The sequence below is a fragment of the Streptomyces monticola genome (assembly GCF_042665355.1).
Classification (GTDB): domain Bacteria; phylum Actinomycetota; class Actinomycetes; order Streptomycetales; family Streptomycetaceae; genus Streptomyces; species Streptomyces monticola.
In genome coordinates this window covers 303,948-321,478 of record NZ_JBHTCF010000007.1, presented here as the reverse complement: position 1 = coordinate 321,478, position 17,531 = coordinate 303,948, and the positions used below count along the sequence as shown (strand labels likewise).

Here is a 17,531-nt window from a genome sequence, read left to right as displayed (position 1 = left end):
ATTCCCACACCGCAGACCCGGTCCGCAGCCCGTCCTCTCAGGCCCGTCTCCTCAGCCTTGGTCTCTCGGCCCCGTCCTCTCAGGCCCGGCGCCTCGGGCTCGGCCTCAAAGGCCCGGAGCCTCAGCCGCGGCCCCGCGACCCGCCCTCTCAGCCGCGGCCCCGCGCCCCGCCCTCTCAGCCGCGGCCCCGCGCCCCGCCCTCTCAGCCGCGGCCTCGCAGACCCGCCCTCTCAGCCGCGGCCCCGCAGACCCGCCCTCTTCAGACCCGCCCCCGCAGACCCCTCCCTCCCCGCCCCCCTCAGAACCAGTCCTCCGCCTCGTGTCGGAAGCCGAGTCGGCTTGCTGCTGCTGTTACCTCGCGGAACGGGCGGGATAGCGCGAGGGCCGCTGAGGCCAGTTCCGCGAGGCGGATGTGGTGGCCGGTGCCTGGCCGGGGGTCGGGATGGTCGCCGGGGAGTGGTGTGGAGAGACGTGCGATGAGGAGTTCGTCGAGGGGGTGGTCGTCGAGGTGGGGGAGCTGGAGGCCGACCCCGTCGGGTGAGGTGCCGAGGGCCGCGTGGAACTCCTCGACCGTGCGGCCCGCGTGCGCGGCGGCGATACGGAGCAGGGACGGGGAGATCACCTGGGCGGGGTGCAGCCAGATCGGCTCCACCGCGGACAGGGGCTCGGCACCGGGCGTGCCCTCAAGGACATAGCCGAGTTCGGCCAGGCCGGCGGCCTCTTCGGTGCTCCACGGGACCTGCACCGCTTCCATGGGGCCGCTGCCGTACGGGGGCATGGGGTCCGACCGGGCCGCCGGGAGCGTACGAGTGCGGGGCAGGAACAGCCAGGGCAACTGGAGCAGCGTGACGAGCGGCCCGGGCACTTCCTGCGGCGGCTCCGGGTCCCACACGGTGAAGCCGAGTTCCTCCTCAAGGCGTCGGGCCGTCTCCGCCGGGGACAGCTGGAGGTGTCCCGCAGCGCAGAGCAGCTGCCCGCGCGTGATGGCCGTCGCGTCGTCGACGTGGTGCACCGTCGCGTCCGGGTGCCACATCAGTTCCGCGGCCAGCTTCATGTCGAGCTCGGTGCGTTCGGGCCAGTCGAGGGCACGCTCCGGAGGCCGGAACCCGAGCGTGGCAAGGCGTGCGGCCGCCGCCTCGGGCTGCGACTGGGGGTGGACCTGGGCGAGCAGCTGGGCCTGGTGCACCACCGATCCCGGGGTGAGCCAGGCCCCGTTGGGCAGGGGCGGGCGCGGGAAGGTGCGGCGTTCGGGATTCGGCGGGAAGGGCGGAGGCACGCCCATACCGGCCCTGGTGGGAGTGACGATCCGCAGCAGCAACAGGTCGTGGGGCGTCGCATCGGCCAGCGGACCCAGCTCGGCCACGGGGTAGCCGAGGGCCCGTAGCCGGTCGGCGATCTCGGCGACCGGCCGCTGCAAGTGCCAGGACCGGTCGAGGAGTTGATCGATGGTGACCTGGCGGTCCGCGGGCAGCCAGGCGAAGTAGGAGCCGAGTGCCTGCACCTCGGAGGCCGGGGGATAGCCGTAGCTGTTGTACGCGCCGTAGGGGGGCGGTGGCGGTGGCTCGGGGACGTCGTCCTCGGGCGGGCCGACGGCGGGGTGCCGCTCCGCCGCCTCCCTGAGCTGGCTCGCCCACTGGCCCGTCGGCGTCGTGCCGGACGCGGAGAGCAGCGCGATGTCGGAGGGGCGGGCCGAGGAGAGCGGTTCGGCCGGTGGCAGTCCGTGCAGGACGCGCAGGCGCCAGCGCAGTACCGGCTCCGGCACGTCGAGAAGCAGCAGCCGTGCGCTCTCCCGGTGGCGGCCCTGCGCCTTGGGGAAGCTCCCGGTGACCGAGGGGAGGAGCAGCAGGTCGGGCGGGAAGAATCCGATGTGCCGGGCGCTGAAGCTCCAGCCGGGCGGCCGCCATTTGAAGTCGGTGCCCGCGGCCTGGACGGCGATCTCGTCGCCGAGCGCGGGGTCGTCGACCAGGAGCGTCTCCAGCCAGCCGGGGGTGAGGAGTTCCGGGTGGGCGATGAGATCGGGGACGGCCGCGCGGCTCAGCTCGTGGATGGCGTGGTCGTCGGTGTACTGGATGCGCTTGCGGTCGACGGACAGGCTCGCCCGGTCGGGCCCGCGCAGGTCGACGGCGCGGCCGAAGAGCCGCTGGTCCACGGCGATGCCGTCGACGAGGACGGCGCCGTTGCCGCTCGTCCACCACACGCGCTGTCCGTCCGTGCCCGCCACCGTCCTGGGCAGTTCCGGCCGCCTCGGCCCGTAGCCGTAGCCGGGGGTCATGGACTCTTCGTGGGCGTACCAGACGTATGGCGTCGGACGGGCGATGGGGTCCCGGGACGTCGGGGGAGGTGCGACCCATGCCGGCGGGGTCGGCGGGTCCGGTGGCCGCACAGCCAGCTCCCCGGCCTCCCACACCTGCCTCACCGCTTCGTCCGCCGCCTCGACCGTGAACGGCGAGGCCCACAGATAGTCCGCCAGTTCGCGGACGCAGGAGGGCATCGAGAGGCCCGAGGGCGCGTGCAGGCGCACCGTCGTACCGGCCTCGGCGCCGGGGCCGAGGTCTTCGACGCGGAACAGGTTGCCGGGGCCCGCGATGGTCACCTTGAGCCGGTGTCCCGGCCGGCCTTCGCGGTCCAACCGGCAGGTGTGGACGGTGAGTTCGTCGGCGAGCATGAAGTAGCTCAGGACGCCGAGGCCGAACCGGCTCACCGGGTCGAGCACCACCGGCGGGTCGAGCGCGGACCACAGGGCGCCCTCCTCGATGTACTCGGGCAGGTCCACGAAGCGGGAGCCGCCGCGTGAGAAGGCCCGGCTCAGCTCCATGACGCCCATGCCGATGCCGTTGTCCGCGCACTCCAGGAAGGCCCGGCCCGTGTCGTCGGTGCCCTGGGTGAAGGAGATCCGGCCCACCCAGGGCGCCAGGTTGCGGCCGGTGCGGAGCAGGTAGGCGGTGCGGGCGGCGCGGTAGCGGCAGGCGTCCAGGGCGTTCTGGTACAGCTCGCGGATGGCCAGCGCCCGGTCTCCATAGAGCTGTTCGCCCATGAGGAGTTCCTGCACCCGGTCGTCGTCGAGGCGGAAGCGGATGCCGGTGGACAGGTTGGCGGGCGCCGAGCCGCTGGGTCGGACGTCGTGCCCGTTGGCGTAGGGCGGCAGGGTCCGCAGCACGGCCAGTGAACTGCCCGTACGCGAGGCGTGGTTGTTGATGTCGCGCAGGAGTACGTCGACGAGTTCGGCATGGCGCTTGAGGGCCAGCTCGACCGCCGGATGCTGGCACAGGGCGTCGAGTGAGCGGCCCGCGCCGGACGGGATCCAGCGGGACCGGCGCAGCGTGAGGTGCAGGGCCGGCAGGGAGACGCTGTCGGAGATGCCGAGGTGCTCCACCACGGTCTCCGGCAGCGCTGCCGGTTCGACGGCCAGGGCGTGGGCTGCTTTGAGCAGGGCGGAGACCAGGCGTTCGCGTACGGCGTGCTCGTCCTTCGTACTGGAAGCGACCTGGCGTTCGTCCTGCAGATCGGTGCCGCGCGAGCTGCCGGGCACGGCGCCCGGGGCGATCCGCTGCTCTTTGAAGTAGCGGGTCAGCCGCTCGGGGGCGAGTTCTTCGCGCAGCCAGCGCAGTCCTGGCGGAGGTCCCGGTGGCGGCCCCGGCGGCCCTGGCGGCAGGCCCGGCGCGAACCCCGTGGCGGCCGCCGCCGGTTCGGGCAGATCGCAGACGTACGCCGCCGGGTCCTGCCGCAGCCACTGGTGCAGGCTCCACCAGCGGATGGCGTCGGCGGACGCGGTGTCCGTGAGGCCGCGCAGCCGCCGTTCCAGGCGGGGGAAGCGCTGCAGGACCTCCTGGAAACGCTCACCGGACAAGAGGCTGTGCCGGGAGGCCTGTTGGACCGTCTCCGTGCCCGTTTCCTTGGCCGTCTGCCGGGTCCAGTGGGTCTGGGAGGCGAACGGCAGGACGGCGATCAGGGCGGCCTCGGTCGGGGACAGCGCCGTCTGGTCGCCGATGCGGCGCAGCAGGAAGTCGGCGCGTTCCGTGGTGCGTTCGGCGAGTTCGGCGTCGTGCCAGGGGTCGCCGTCGACGGTGCGCGCGGCCTCGGTGTAGAGGGTGGCGAGGTGGGCGGCGAGCCGGCCGCAGTCCTGGCGCACCTCGTCGGCGGCGGGGAACCCGGACTGGTCGACGAGCTGCCAGGCGTAGTGCCCGGTCACGGCGTCCGCCCAGGTCTGGCGCCGGGTGCCGCGGGACTCCTCGTCGGCGGACGGCGGGAACAGGGCGAGCCGGCCGCTCTCGCCGGCCGCGCCGCCCGGCTCTTCGGCGACGGTGAGGACGGACTGCGCGCGGCCCGGCTTGCCGTAGGCGATGTGCAGTTCGTCGATCCGGCGCTGTACGAACGCGAGGACGTCGGCGAGGGTGCTGCCGGGTTCGGCGAGGGCGTCGGTGACGGCCCGCGAGAACAGGCTGAAGGACTCGCCGGGCTCGATGCCGGGAGTGTGCCCCTCGCGCACCCGGTCCGTGGCCCGCACGAACCGTGCCACCTGGGCGCGTGAACACCCGTACACGTACACGACCTTGCGGCGCAGCGCCGCGGCGACCTTCCGCCGGCCCCACGCCTCGACGCCCTTGGTGTCCCGCTCGATGCCCTCACGGCAGGCGTCGATGAGGAACACCACCTGCTCGGCGCGGGTCCCTTCCAGCTCCTTCTGCCAGCCGATCTCGACGCACTCGGCGGCGAACGGCTCGACGGCGCCGCGGACGTCCTCGGGCACGAGGTAGTCCCTGCCCTCGAAGTGCACGCCGTGCCCGCTGAGCACGATGAGGAGGCGGTCGCCGGGGCCGGCGGCGGCGAGGAACGACACGACCTCGCCGTTGATGACGTTCGGCGTCACCCAGGGCGCCTCCACGACCCGCGCCTGCTGGAAGCCGCGGGCGAGCAGCGCGGTCCGCATCCGCTCCAGGTCCTTGGGTACGAACGGCAGCGGGCTGACCCCCGGGGCCTCGTACGCCGCGGCACCGACGAGCAGCGCCTTGTGCCGCACCACCACTGCGCCTCCCGCTGTGCGTGCCGTGTGGGTCCAACTGTATGGCGAGGGGAGGCCGTTGATCCCGCGGTCTCCAGGACGCCAGGTCACCAGGTCACGGGTTCACGGGTTCACGGGGTGAGGAGGGTCAGCTCGGTCGTGAGGTTGTGCCGGGCCGGGTCCTCCCACTGCCGTGCCCCGTGCGGGGTACGGAACAGCCGGGGCAGGGCGAGAAGTTGACGCAGCACACCGGCCCGTCCGTCGCGGAACGCCTCGTCCGGTACGAAGGCGTACTCCTCGCGTACGGCGGCGGCGTACGCGGCGTACGCGTCGGGCCCCGAGGCGAGGATCGCGAGATCGGCGTCGCACAGCACCTCGCCGTTGCGGTCGCCGTCGTCGGGGTCGTGCGTGACGGTGAGCCGCACGAGACGGGCCACTTCCGCGGTCTCTTCCCGCCCCAGCCCGGCCTCGGCCAGGGCCCGTTCGGCGAGCCGCGCGGACCGCTCCTCGTTCTCCGACCGCTCGGGCAGGTAGACGGCGTCGTGGAACCAGACGGCGAGCCGTACGAGATCGGCGTCCTCGGCGTGTTCCGCCAGCTCGTCGACCCGGTCGAGGACCGCGGTGAGGTGGTCGGCGGTGTGATAGCGCCGCTGCGGCTCACTCCAGCGGCCGAGGAGGTTCTCGGCGTACGGCAGGGCGTCGGGGCCGTCGTCCCCCCGCACGGCGAGGAGGGCGGCCCTCCACCGCTCGCGCAGATCGTCGTCACGCCGGATGTCACGGTCGGTCATGGACCGAGCCTAGTGAGGTCGGGCAAGGGGGTCGTATCGTGCGGCCTCATGACCGAGACGAAGCACGACCCCGAGCTGCCCGGACTCCTGCTCCGCACGGAACGGGACGCGCTGATCCCGCTCCTTCGCTCCCGTCCCGACCGTGACTTCGAGGTGTACACGTGCTGCCCCGGCTGGACGGTCCGCCATGTCCTGGCGCACTGCGGCGCGGCCCTGATACGGGTCATCGAGGGCCGCTTCGAGAAGGACGTGTTCTCGCCGGAGGCCAATGACCGGGATATCGCCGAGCGCGCGGCCTGGAGCAACCAGCAGATCGTGGACGAGCTGGAGCGCGGTATGGCGGAGGCGGGGCCCGCCATCGCCGGGTTCGGCGGGGAGCTGGACGGTGTGGCACTCGGGGAGTGGATCCACGCGGGTGACGTACGCGAGGCCTGGGGCCTGGAGGGCGCCTACGCGGGCGCCGGCCTCCCGCACGCCCTGGCCCTCATGGGACCGGTCTCCCGCTCCCGCCACTTCGACGGGGTCCCCCTGCACGCGGACCTGGACGGCCTCGACGAACCCCTCACCCTGGGCTCCCCGTCCGGCGATCACCCCCCGGCCCGCTACATCGGCGACGCCCCGACCCTGCTGCGCCTCTGCTCGGGCCGCCCGGTCATCGGCGCCCGCTACGAGCTGGCGGGGGTGGGGGAGAGGGAGCTGAACCTGTTCGGCTGAGGTCCGGCCGAACCGCGGGATCGGCCTGGCTCAGGAGCCGTACCGGGGGAACTTGGACGTGTCGATCGTCCACTTGCCCAGCTGGACGGTGTCGCCGAATTCGTAGGTGCGCGGGGTGTTGCCGTAGCGGGGCTCGCCGCTGCTCGCGTCCGGCCCGGAGTGGACCGTGATCGTCCCGTCCCTGGGGTCGATGATCGCGTAGAGGGGGACGCCCATGCGGGGGTGGTCGCGGAGCTGCTCGTAGGTGACGTCCGGCGCGTGCGGCCCCACAGGTTGCGCGCTCATGCTGTCTCCTCTGCGGTGCCTGCTCCGATTTTCACGGTACGCCAGGTTGTGCCGGAGTGGTCGCTCTGACCGTTCTTGATCAGGACGGCTTCTTGAACACCAGCGTCAGCCCCCGTGTCCCCTGGACCTGGCCGCTTCCGATCAGCTGGATGCCGCCGGTCGCGCTGACCTGGAAGTTCAGCTGGGCCTCGGCCAGGGGGAGTGTGCCGCCGCGGGCCTCGGCGTCGGCGAAGATCTGCTGGAGTGCGTCGACGGTGTCGGCGAGGTTCTTGCGGAGGGGGCCGAGGGGGACCTGGCGCAGGACCGCGTCGCCGTCGCGGCTGAACAGGCCCATCGTGTCGCCCTCTTCGGCGTCCTCGCCCTCGACGCTGACCCAGAACGGCAGGCTGGGCAGGGTCGGCTGAGTGGCGTCGTGTGCTTCTGTCATGCGCCAACTCTAGGCGGCCCCGCCCTCGCCCTCGCCCCCGTCCGCCGCGTCGGTGAACCAGTCCCTCGCCTCGTGCTCGAAGCCCAACTCCGTTGCCCGTGCCGCCACTTCACGGAACGTGCGCCGCAGCGTGAGCGCCGCCGAAGCGAGTTCCGCGAGGCGGATCGGGGTGCCGGGGGTGATGCGGTCGCCGGTCGTGGCCGTGGCGGGGAAGCTGCGGGCGAGCAGCTCGTCGAGGCCCGGGTCGATGGTGTCGGGGACCGCCACGCGCTCGGCCTTGATGGCGGCCCGGATGCTGCGTTCCGGCAGGTCGGCGATCTCCGCGGCGGTACGCAGGGCCGCCGGGGTCAGCACGGCATGCGTGACCGAGGCGTTGCCGATCGGAGTGAGGTCGCCCGCCCGGAACCGGGAGTCGCTCCGGCCGGGGTAGGTGGGCACGGGCAGGATCTCGGGGTGCCGCTGGTCGTAGTGCTCCGCGCGGAACGCGTCGCGCCAGGTGGGCACCCGGACCTCCGGCTCGCCGCTGGCGTCCTCCGGAAGGTCGCCCGAGACGGTGAACCCCCAGCGGGTCAGGGCCCGGGAGAGGTCGTCCGGTTTCGTCTGCAGAGGCTTTGCCGCTTGCCACAACTGGTAGAGCCTGATGTTCGCCGCCGCGGCTGGGGTGGCGGGCACCGTCACGGCGTGGTTCATCAGCTGGCGGGCGAGGGCCAGCCGGGCGTCGTTGAACTCGGGCCAGTCCTTGGCCCGTTCCCCGATGTCCGCGGGGAGGCGGTAGCCGAGCTCGGTCAGGCGCTCCGCGCTCTTCACCGGGTCCTGACAGCCGAGCAGATGAGCCAGGTGCACATACCCGCCGCACGGCAGCCATTTCGAGGCGTTGTCGATGTAATGCGAGGTCGCGGGCAGTGCCAGGAGGGGGAAGTCCTCCGGAACGGCCAGGTCCAGAGCGCCCAGCGGGGGCACCTGGTAGCCGAGCGCCCGCAGCCGCTCGGCCACCTGGCGCACGGGCAGCGTCATGGCGTGGGCCGTGTCGAGGACCTCTTCGGGGAGCAGCGGCCGGTGGGCGTGCCGCCAGGGGAACAGATGCCACAGGGCGTTGAGTTCGTAGGACTCCTCCGTTTCGTCGCCCGGCAGCGGCGGACCCCACTCGTCCGGCTCGGTGACCGTGCGGGCGCGTGCGAGGCGGCCCCGGGCATCCTCCGCCTGGACCGTCCACGAACTGACGTCGGCGCCCGGGTCGACGCTGAAGAGCTTCAGGTCGATGGGCCGCCCGACGGGCGGTGCCTCGGTGCCGAGGCCGAGCAGCGCCCGTAGCCGCCACCGGACGAGCGGCTCGGGCAGACAGCGCACCAGCAGCGGCGCCACGACCTCCGCGGACTCCGTGCCGGTGCCGTAGCTGCCCGTCGTCGTGGGCAGCAGGAGCAGATCAGGGGGAAAGAGGCCGGTACGGCCCGCCTCGATCGTGCCGTGCTGGGTGTCCCAGGAAAGGCGGCCCTCGATGGCCCGGGAGAGGATCGCGTCGGCGAGCTCGCCGTCGTCGCCGTACAGATGCAGGAGCCACTCGGGTGTGAGGAGGTCGGGGCGCCCCATCAGGTCGTCGATGGCCGCGACGCAGCGGTCGTGCACCGCGGCCCGGTCGTACTCGATGATCTCCCTGCGGTCGACGGACAGCTGTGCGTGGGCGCCGTGCAGGTTGACCGTGCGCCCCTGCAGGTCCACCCGGGCCCTGGAGTAGTTCCGGTCCGTCGAAAGGCCGTCCACCAGCACCCTGCCGGCGTCGGAGAGCCACCAGACCTCGTTGGCGGGCGACGGCTGTGCCGGAACACGGCCCCCGTACATGAGCAGTTCGCCCGGCCTCCAGATCCGCTCCCGCCCGGTCCCGCGCACCGTCACCAGGTAGGGCGCCACCATCAGCTGCTTGCCGAGCGTCTCACCGCAGGACGGCAGCTTCTGGTCCGCCGCCGCGTGCAGCCGTACCCGCGTGCCCGCCTCCTCGCCCTGCCCCAGGTCCTCGACCCGGAACAGGGTCCCGGGGCCGGCGATGGTCACCTTCAGCAGACGCCCCGGGCGGCCGTCGCGGTCCAGACGGCAGGTCCAGACCGTGATCTCGTCGGCGATCATGAAGTACGAGAGCACACCGATGCCGAAGCGGCTGACCGGGGCGAGCGTCACCGGCGGGTCCAGGGCGTCCCACTGCCCGCGCTCCTCGACGAACTCCGGCAGGTCCACGAACCGCGCGCCGCCCTGCGAGAAGGAGTGGGTCAGCTCCGTGACGCCCATGCCGATGCCGTTGTCCGTGCACTCCAGATACGCCCGGCCGTCCTCGTCCCGCCCCTCCGTGAAGGTGATCTCGCCCTGCCAGGAGGACTCCTGGCCGCCGTCGCGTTCGCCGCGGTCGCCCGTACGTGCCAGGTATTCGACCCGCGCCTCCCGGTAGCGGCAGGCGTCCAGCGCGTTCTGGTACAGCTCACGGATCGCCAACGACCGGTCCTTGTAGAGCTGTTCACCCATGAGCAGCTCACGGACCCGGTCCTCGTCGAGACGGAACCGGATACCGGTGGGCAGGCTGTACGGAGTGTCCGAGGCGGGCTGTACGTCCTGGGCGTGCGCGTACGCGGGCAGGTCGGCCAACGGGGCGAGGGAGCTGTCGGCCGTCGCCGAGAGCCGGTTCAGCTCCCGCAGCAGACCGTCCACCTCCTCCGTGTGCTGCGCCAACGCCAGGTGTACGGCCGGGTGCTGGCACACGGCGCGCAGCGTGCGTCCGGCGCCCGAGGCCAGCCACTGGGACTGGCGCACCGTGGTGAGCAGCTCGTCGAGCCGTACGGCGTCGGAGATGCCGAGGTGCTCGGCGAGCACCTCCGGCAGATCGGCCGGATCGATCGCCAGGGCGTGCGCCGCCTTCAGGAGCGCGGCGACGAGCCGCTCGCGCACGGTGTGCTCATCGGCCGTACTGGGAGCCACATCCCGGGCGTCCACCAGATCCGTGCCACGGGCGGTGCCCGGCGCCGAGACCGGGGAGAACCGCTGCTCCTTGAGGTAGCGAAGCAGCTGGGGCGCGCTCAGCTCGCTCCGCGTCCAGTCGCCTTCGCCTGCGCCGTTGTCATCCGTGCCGAACGCCTTGGGCTGCCGTGCCAGCCAGCGGTGGTACGCCCACCAGCGGATCTGCCGCAGCGCCTCGGACTGCCAGCTCAGATTGCGGATCCGGCGGCCGAGGCGCGGGAACCGCTCCAGGAACGCGTCGAGTTCCGGCTCCCTCGGCTGCCACTCCTCCGCGAGCCGCACCCAGTGCGCCTGGCCCGCGTACGGCAGTACGGCGAGCAGCGCGGCCTCCGTCGGCGAGAGCACGGTGCCGGGCACGAGCCGCCGCAGCAGGAACCCGACCCGGGCGGCGGTCCGGGGCCCCAACTCCTCGTCGTACCAAGGATCTTCGGCCAGTACGGCGGGAGCGCCGTCACACGTTCGCGCGTACCGGCTCACGAGGTCGCCGCAGACCTCCCGCAGCCGCTCCACCGCCGGGGCGAACTCCGGCGCGGTGAGCCGCCACGCGGGATGCGTCATGACGGTCTCGTGCCAGGTGCGTTCGTTGGAGCTCGCGTCGGCCGGGCCCGGCACGGCCGGGGGCAGCACCACGAACTCTTCCTCGGGAGTCTCGCTGAGTACGCGGATGCGCTGGGCCCTGCCGGGTTTTCCGTACGCCGCGTGCAGGGCGTCGATACGGCCCTGCACGGCGGTCCGGAAGTCCCTCATCCCGGACACGGGCCCGCCGTTCCCTGCGCCTGCGCCTGCGCCGAGCAGATCCGTGACCGCGCGGGAGAAGAGGCTGAAGGTCTCGCGGGGTTCCGTCCCCACGGCGTGCCCGTCCCGTACGGCGTCGTCCTCGCGTACGAACCGGGCGACTTCGGCGGCCGAGCAGGCGTAGACGTACGCCACTCTGCGGCCCCGCGCACCGGTGGCCTTGCGGTTCGACCAGGCCGCCGTGCCCTTGGTGTCGCGGTCGATGCCCTCGCGGCAGGCGTCGATGAGGAACACGACCTGCTCGGCGCGGCTCTCCTCGATCTCCTCGCGCCAGTCGATCTCGATACAGCCACGGGCGAACGTGAGCAGCTCGGCGCGGATGTCCTCCGGTACGAGATAGTCCTTGCCCCGGGAGTGCACGCCGTGGCCGCTCAGCACGACGAGCAGCCGGTCCCCGCGCTCGGCCTCACCGAGGAACCGGGTCACCTCGCCGTTCACTTCGTTCGGCGTGACCAGCTGGAACTGCGCGACGGCAGCCTCGTGGAAGCCGCGCTCGATCAGAGCGGCACTCATCCGCTCCAGATCCTGCGGAATGAACGGCAGAGGGCTGATCCCCGGAGTGCCGTAGTCGGCAGCACCGATGAGCAGCGCCCGGTACCTCGGTTCCCCCATGCCCCCGCCGTACCGTCAGCGAGCGGCGCCGGTCGCCATACCGGTGAAGGCGGCCCAGGCGGCGGGGGTGACGCTGAGGGCGGGACCCGTGGGGTTCTTGGAGTCGCGGATGTGGATGGCGGTGGGGTGGGCGGCGACCTCGAGGCAGTCGCCGCCTTCGCTGCCGCTGTAGCTGGACTTCCGCCAGTCGTAGGCGACTTCGAGGCACTCGCCGCCCTCGTCGCTGCTGTAGCTGGACTTCCGCCAGTCGTAGGCGACTTCGAGGCACTCGCCGCCCTCGTCGCCGCTGTAACTCGACTTGAACCAGTGAAGTGCGGTGCTGCTCATTGCTCTCCTAGCAGACTGTCCAGCAGGCCCAAGGAGAAGTGCGGGGTAAGGGCCTGTGCTCGCAGCATCGCATATTTGTGTTCCAGGATGGACACCTCGTCACGATCAGCGACCCACTGGCTGCCGCGCTGGGTCTCGGTATAGGCCAAGTGCTGGTGATCGGCGGTCTCTAGCAAGACGAATGGCCCGTTGAGCCCTGCGTGATGCGGACTATCCGCCGGCAGGATCTGCAGGGAGATACAAGGGAGTTCGGCGTACTCGCGCAGATGCCGCATCTGCTCCTCCCGCATCAGACGGCTGCCGATGTTCAGGTGCAGAGCCGGTTCCCAGATGACGAAGCTGACCGTGGGCGGGACTCTCCGGTGCAGGATGTCCCGCCGCTCGATCCGCGCCGCCGTCTTGGCCTCGGTTTCGTCCACGTCGTACGACGGCACACGCTCCCGGAACACCGCCCGCGCGTACTCCTCGGTCTGCAGCAGGCCTGGCAGGACCTGGTTCGCGTACAAGGACAGGCTGATGGCCTTTCGTTCCTGCTCGATGTACTGCTCAGCCCACAACGGAAACTGATCGATCTCCGGCATATTGCTGACCGCGACAGCCAACACCCCCTTGCTGTCCAGGAGTTCGTCCAGCGTCGCCGCCAGATCCGGCAACAGGGGTCGCCGTCCCTGCTCGATCGCCGCGATCGTGGACTCGGTCACCACCAGACGCTCGGCCAGCGCGGCCTGGGTGAGTCCGGCCGCGCGCCGTAGCACCGCGACCAGTTCACCTACCATGCGCATGGCGGACGGATTTTTCCTCGGACGCTTGCCAGGGCTCATGGCGGCCATGTCCCCGCCCCCGCTCGTACTGGATCCTGCGCAAACCCCGACAGAGAATCCGTCGGGGTCGCCTCACTGTGCCAGGCTAGTCACGTTCCGTGACTCTCGCCCCATGAACAGGGAAAAGCTCTACCGCCGTGAGCGCCGCTCGGTTCCCCGGGCGCGGGCGTTCGCGAGGGACGTGCTCGCGGACTGGGGTATCCGGGACCGGGTGGACGAAGTGCTGGTGTGCGTGAGCGAGTTGACGACGAACGCGCTGCTGCACGGCGCCCCGCCCGGCAGGGGCTATCTGCTGAGGTTCGAGTACGACGGCACCGTGCTCCGCGTAGAGGTGCACGACAGTGGCGAAGGGACGCCGAGCATTCCGCGGATCGCGCGCGGCGAGGGCGGACACGGTCTGCTGCTCGTGTCCGCCCTCGCCGACAAGTGGGGCGTGGGGTTCAGAACCCCCGGAAAGTACGTGTGGTGCGAGTTCGCCGCCGGCCCCCTTACGCCGCGGCCTTGAAGCCCCGCAGGCGCAGGCTGTTGCCGACGACGAAGACCGACGAGAACGCCATCGCCGCGCCCGCGATCATCGGGTTGAGCAGTCCCGCCGCGGCCAGCGGCAGTGCGCCGACGTTGTAGGCGAAGGCCCAGAACAGATTCGACTTGATCGTGCCCAGGGTCTTGCGGGAAAGCCGGATCGCGTCCGACGCGGCCCTCAAGTCGCCCCGTACGAGCGTCAGATCGCCGGCCTCGATGGCCGCGTCCGTGCCCGTGCCCATGGCCAGACCCAGGTCGGCCTGGGCGAGGGCGGCGGCGTCGTTCACGCCGTCGCCGACCATGGCGACCGACTTGCCCTCGGCCTGGAGCTTCTTGACGACATCCACCTTGTCCTGCGGCAGGACCTCGGAGATGACCTGCTCGATACCGACCTCGGCGGCCACGGAGGCGGCGACCGCCGCGTTGTCCCCGGTGAGCAGGATGGGCGTGAGGCCGAGCGCCCGCAGCCGCTCGATCGCCTCGGGGCTGGTCTCCTTGATCGCGTCGGCGACTTCGAGGACCGCGCGGGCCTCGCCGTCCCAGGCGACCGCGATGGCCGTACGCCCGGCCGCCTCCGCCGCGGACTTGGCGCGCTCTAGCTCCACCGGCAGGTGGATCTCCCACTCCGCGAGCAGCTTCTCGCGGCCGACGAGGACGGCGTGGCCCTCGACGATGCCCTGGACGCCGAGGCCCGCGATGTTCGCGAAGTCCTCGGGAGCGGGCAGGTCACCGGCCTGACGGGCGGCACCGGCCGCGACGGCCTGGGCGATGGGGTGCTCGGACGCGTGCTCCAACGCGCCGGCCAGGCGCAGGACTTCGGTCTCGGTGGTGCCGGGAGCGGTGTGCGTGGCGAGCAGGGTCATCTGGCCCGTCGTGACCGTGCCGGTCTTGTCCAGGACGATGGTGTCGACACGCCGCGTGGTCTCCAGGACCTCGGGGCCCTTGATCAGGATGCCTAGCTGGGCGCCGCGCCCGGTGCCGACCATGAGCGCGGTCGGGGTGGCCAGGCCGAGGGCGCAGGGGCAGGCGATGATCAGGACGGCCACGGCCGCGGTGAAGGCCGCGGTCAGGCCCGAGCCGTTGCCGAGCCAGAAGCCGAGCGTGGCGACGGCGAGGGCGATGACGACCGGCACGAAGACGGCGGAGATCTTGTCGGCGAGCCGCTGGGCCGCGGCCTTGCCGTTCTGCGCGTCCTCCACCAGCTTGGCCATCCGGGCGAGCTGGGTGTCCGCGCCGACCCGTGTCGCCTCGACCACGAGGCGGCCGCCGGCGTTCAGGGTCGCGCCCGTGACGGAGTCGCCGACGCCGACCTCGACCGGCACGGACTCGCCGGTGAGCATGGAGGCGTCCACGGCCGATGAGCCCTCGACGACCTTGCCGTCCGTGGCGATCTTCTCGCCGGGGCGCACGAGGAAGCGGTCACCGGCCGCCAACTCGGCGGTGGGGATGAGGACTTCGGTGCCGTCGCGCAGGACGGTGACTTCCTTGGCGCCCAGTTCGAGCAGCGCCTTGAGCGCCGCGCCCGCCTTGCGCTTGGAACGGGCCTCGAAGTAGCGGCCCGCCAGGATGAACGCGGTGACTCCGGCCGCCGCCTCCAGATAGATGTTCCCGGCGCCGTCGGTGCGGGCGATCGTCAGCTCGAAGGGGTGGGTCATACCGGGCGTGCCCGCCGTGCCGAAGAACAGCGCCCACACGGACCACAGGAACGCCGCCGACGTGCCGACCGAGATCAGTGTGTCCATCGTGGCCGCGCCGTGCTTCGCGTTGGTCCACGCGGCCTTGTGGAAGGGCCAGGCGGCATACGTGACGACCGGCGCCGCGAGCGTCAGGGACAGCCACTGCCAGTACTCGAACTGCAGGGCCGGGACCATGGCCATCGCGATCACCGGGACGGCGAGGACTATGGCGGCGGTCAACCGCTGCCGCAGCGGCCGCAGTTCATCGTCTTCGGCGTCGGCGGGCTCCTCGCCGGGGGCGGCGGGCTCGGTGTGTACGGGCTTCGGCTCCTGCGCCGTGTACCCGGTGGCCTCGACGGTGGCGATCAGGTCCTCGACCGCGATCTCGCCGGTGTAGGTGACCTTGGCCTTCTCGGTGGCGTAGTTGACGGTCGCCTCGACGCCGTCCATGCGGTTGAGCTTCTTCTCGATGCGGGCGGCGCACGAGGCGCAGGTCATGCCGCCGATGGCGAGTTCGACCTCCGCTTCGGCGGTGGTGCCGGGCGATGTGGTGGTCATGGCTGCTGCTCCTCGGCTTTCGGCTGGTACCCCAGGGGGGTATCTGCGTGATGGGTTCATGTATACCCCCCACACGTATGGAGACGCAAGAGGTTCCCTGGGCTTGACTTCATACCCCCCAGGGGTATCGTCATGGGCACGGCCCAAGGGCAAGGGGCAACGAACCGAGGAGAGCAGCAGCCATGAACACCGGACTCAAGATCACCGCCTTCGCCGCCGCAGTGGCCGCCACCTTCGGCACCGCGTACGCCGTCGGCAGCACCGCGGACCCCGTCGTGCAGAAGGGGGAGCAGGAGGCGGGCGGCGGCCACGGCGGCCACGGCGGCGGCAGCGGCGGGAACGAGAAGAAGCCGGAGGGCGGGGGCGGTGCGGAACTGCCGGGCGGGCTTCAGGTCTCGCAGAGCGGCTACACCCTCGACCTGGAGACCCCGCGCCTGGCCGCGGGGGAGAAGGGGAAGCTGAGCTTCACCGTCGAGGACGGCATCGGCCGCAAGGTCACCGCGTACGACCGCGAGCACGGCAAGGACCTGCACCTGATCATCGCCTCGCGCGACCTCGACACCTTCCGGCATCTGCACCCCTCGCGGGCCGCCGACGGCACCTGGTCGACCCCCGTGGAACTGCCGAAGGCCGGCGGCTACCGGGTGTTCGCCGACTTCACACCGAAGGGCGGCGAGGGGCTCACGCTCGGCGCCGACCTGGCGGTCTCCGGCCAGTACGACCCGGAGAAGCTGCCCGGCTCCACGACCACGGCGAAGGTCGAGGGCGGGTACGAGGTGACGCTGGACGGCGGCCTCACCCCGGGCAAGGCCGGCGAACTGAAGCTGCGCGTCAGCAAGAACGGCAAACCGGTCACCGACCTCGAGCCCTACCTGGAGGCTTACGGCCACCTGGTCGCCCTGCGGTCGGGGGACCTCGCCTACCTGCACGTGCACCCCAACGAGGGCGGCCCAGGACCCGAGGTCTCCTTCACGGCGACGGCACCCAGCAAGGGCGCGTACCGCCTCTTCCTCGACTTCAAGCACGACGGGAAGGTGCGGACGGCGGACTTCACGGTGCGGACCGAGGGGGCGGCGGCGCCCGAGCCCGGCAAGGGTGACTCCTCCGGTTCGTCCCACTCCGGCGGGTCGGAAAGCGGCCACGCCCACTGATCGGCTTCCGATCGGGTCCCGGTGGTGGCGATCGGCGCGTAGTCTTGAGATTGGACTAGACCTGTAGTCGCCTATAGCCGTCATCGCCATCGAGGAATAAGGGGTCCCATGAGCAAGCGTGCAGTCCTGGAGGTGATCGCCCTCGACGCCGAGGACGCCGTCGCCGCCCAGGCCGGAGGTGCGGACCGCCTCGAGCTGGTCACCGACATGGCCGCGGACGGGCTCACGCCGAGCCTCACCGCCTTCGCCGAGATCCGCGCCGCCGTCGACATCTCCCTGCGCGTGATGCTGCGGGCGTCGGACGGCTTCGCGGCCGGCGACGAGCAGACGGTCGCGGCGCTCGTACGGGACGCACGGGCGCTGCGGGCCGCGGGCGCGGACGAGTTCGTGCTCGGCTTTCTCGACGAGACGGGGGCGGCGGACCTGGCGGCGGTCGAGCGGCTCGTCGCCGCCATCGACGGCGCCCGCTGGACCTTCCACCGCGCCATCGACCGGGCCGCGGACCGGGACTCCCTGCGCAAGCAGCTGGCGGATCTGCCGGGGCTCGACACCTATCTGACCGCGGGGTCGGCGGAGGGCGTCTCCGGCGGGATGCCGGTGCTGCTCGCGGAGGCCGCGCGGGCCGGGGAGCCGGGGTATGAGCAGCAGATCCTGGTGGGCGGCGGCCTCGGCCTCGGGCATGTGGCTCAGCTGAGGGCGGCGGGCATCTCCGCGTTCCACATCGGCGGGGCGGCGCGGCCCTCCGGCTGGGACGCGCCGGTGTCCGCGGCCGCGGTCGCGGAGTGGCGGGCGGCGCTGGACGCGTAGGCGCGATGCGGGTGAGGGTCCGTCACGCCCCGCAGGCCCGTCGCGCCCCGCA

At 72.0% G+C, this 17,531-nt stretch carries 12 protein-coding genes; 4 read left to right on the top strand and 8 right to left on the bottom strand.

Going from position 1 to position 17,531, the window contains the following annotated elements; genetic code table 11:
• Window positions 1-298 precede the first annotated feature (298 nt).
• Together ACFQVC_RS19440 and ACFQVC_RS19435 are read right to left on the bottom strand one after the other, a co-directional pair.
• Window positions 299-5,020, bottom strand: coding sequence for an HD domain-containing protein (locus ACFQVC_RS19440; RefSeq protein ID WP_381831736.1), 4,722 nt, complete (start codon window positions 5,018-5,020; stop codon window positions 299-301).
• 110 nt (window positions 5,021-5,130) lie between these two features.
• Entirely contained in the window at window positions 5,131-5,787 is a 657-nt protein-coding gene (locus ACFQVC_RS19435) for an HD domain-containing protein (protein WP_381831735.1), read from the bottom strand.
• A 48-nt stretch (window positions 5,788-5,835) separates the two neighbouring features.
• Between ACFQVC_RS19435 and ACFQVC_RS19430 the strand changes: the two genes are divergently transcribed.
• Window positions 5,836-6,501: a maleylpyruvate isomerase family mycothiol-dependent enzyme gene (locus ACFQVC_RS19430; protein WP_381831734.1), complete on the top strand. Its 666-nt coding sequence runs from the start codon at window positions 5,836-5,838 to the stop codon at window positions 6,499-6,501.
• A gap of 30 nt (window positions 6,502-6,531) precedes the next feature.
• Here the strand turns inward: ACFQVC_RS19430 and ACFQVC_RS19425 are convergent, their stop codons facing one another.
• The 5 genes from ACFQVC_RS19425 to ACFQVC_RS19405 all read right to left on the bottom strand — a co-directional run bounded on the left by ACFQVC_RS19425 (window position 6,532) and on the right by ACFQVC_RS19405 (window position 12,765).
• Window positions 6,532-6,786 carry a hypothetical protein gene (locus ACFQVC_RS19425; RefSeq protein ID WP_381831733.1) on the bottom strand — a complete coding sequence of 85 codons (255 nt, stop codon included), beginning with the start codon at window positions 6,784-6,786 and terminating at the stop codon, window positions 6,532-6,534.
• 79 nt (window positions 6,787-6,865) lie between these two features.
• Window positions 6,866-7,213: a Pepco domain-containing protein gene (locus tag ACFQVC_RS19420; RefSeq protein WP_381831732.1), complete on the bottom strand. Its 348-nt coding sequence runs from the start codon at window positions 7,211-7,213 to the stop codon at window positions 6,866-6,868.
• Window positions 7,214-7,222: 9 nt separating this feature from the next.
• On the bottom strand, window positions 7,223-11,617 hold the full coding sequence (locus ACFQVC_RS19415; protein WP_381831731.1) for an HD domain-containing protein: 4,395 nt from the start codon (window positions 11,615-11,617) through the stop codon (window positions 7,223-7,225).
• Between the two features lie 15 nt (window positions 11,618-11,632).
• Entirely contained in the window at window positions 11,633-11,944 is a 312-nt protein-coding gene (locus ACFQVC_RS19410; RefSeq protein ID WP_381831730.1) for a DUF397 domain-containing protein, read from the bottom strand.
• Window positions 11,941-12,765 (bottom strand): helix-turn-helix domain-containing protein, encoded by an 825-nt coding sequence (locus tag ACFQVC_RS19405; protein WP_381831785.1) that lies wholly within the window; start codon window positions 12,763-12,765, stop codon window positions 11,941-11,943. Before ACFQVC_RS19405 ends, ACFQVC_RS19410 begins: the two co-directional genes overlap by 4 nt.
• Before the next feature lie 112 nt (window positions 12,766-12,877).
• Here ACFQVC_RS19405 and ACFQVC_RS19400 point away from each other — a divergent pair, with 112 nt between their 5' ends.
• Window positions 12,878-13,270 carry an ATP-binding protein gene (locus ACFQVC_RS19400; RefSeq protein ID WP_381831729.1) on the top strand — a complete coding sequence of 131 codons (393 nt, stop codon included), beginning with the start codon at window positions 12,878-12,880 and terminating at the stop codon, window positions 13,268-13,270.
• Here the strand turns inward: ACFQVC_RS19400 and ACFQVC_RS19395 are convergent.
• Window positions 13,254-15,521, bottom strand: coding sequence for a heavy metal translocating P-type ATPase (locus ACFQVC_RS19395; RefSeq protein ID WP_381831728.1), 2,268 nt, complete (start codon window positions 15,519-15,521; stop codon window positions 13,254-13,256). The genes ACFQVC_RS19400 and ACFQVC_RS19395 overlap by 17 nt on opposite strands.
• Window positions 15,522-15,703: 182 nt before the next feature.
• On the opposite strand from ACFQVC_RS19395, the gene ACFQVC_RS19390 reads away from it, so the two are divergent.
• On the top strand, window positions 15,704-16,672 hold the full coding sequence (locus ACFQVC_RS19390; RefSeq protein ID WP_381831727.1) for a hypothetical protein: 969 nt from the start codon (window positions 15,704-15,706) through the stop codon (window positions 16,670-16,672).
• Window positions 16,673-16,780: 108 nt separating this feature from the next.
• On the top strand, window positions 16,781-17,479 hold the full coding sequence (locus ACFQVC_RS19385; RefSeq protein WP_381831726.1) for a copper homeostasis protein CutC: 699 nt from the start codon (window positions 16,781-16,783) through the stop codon (window positions 17,477-17,479).
• Window positions 17,480-17,531 lie beyond the last annotated feature (52 nt).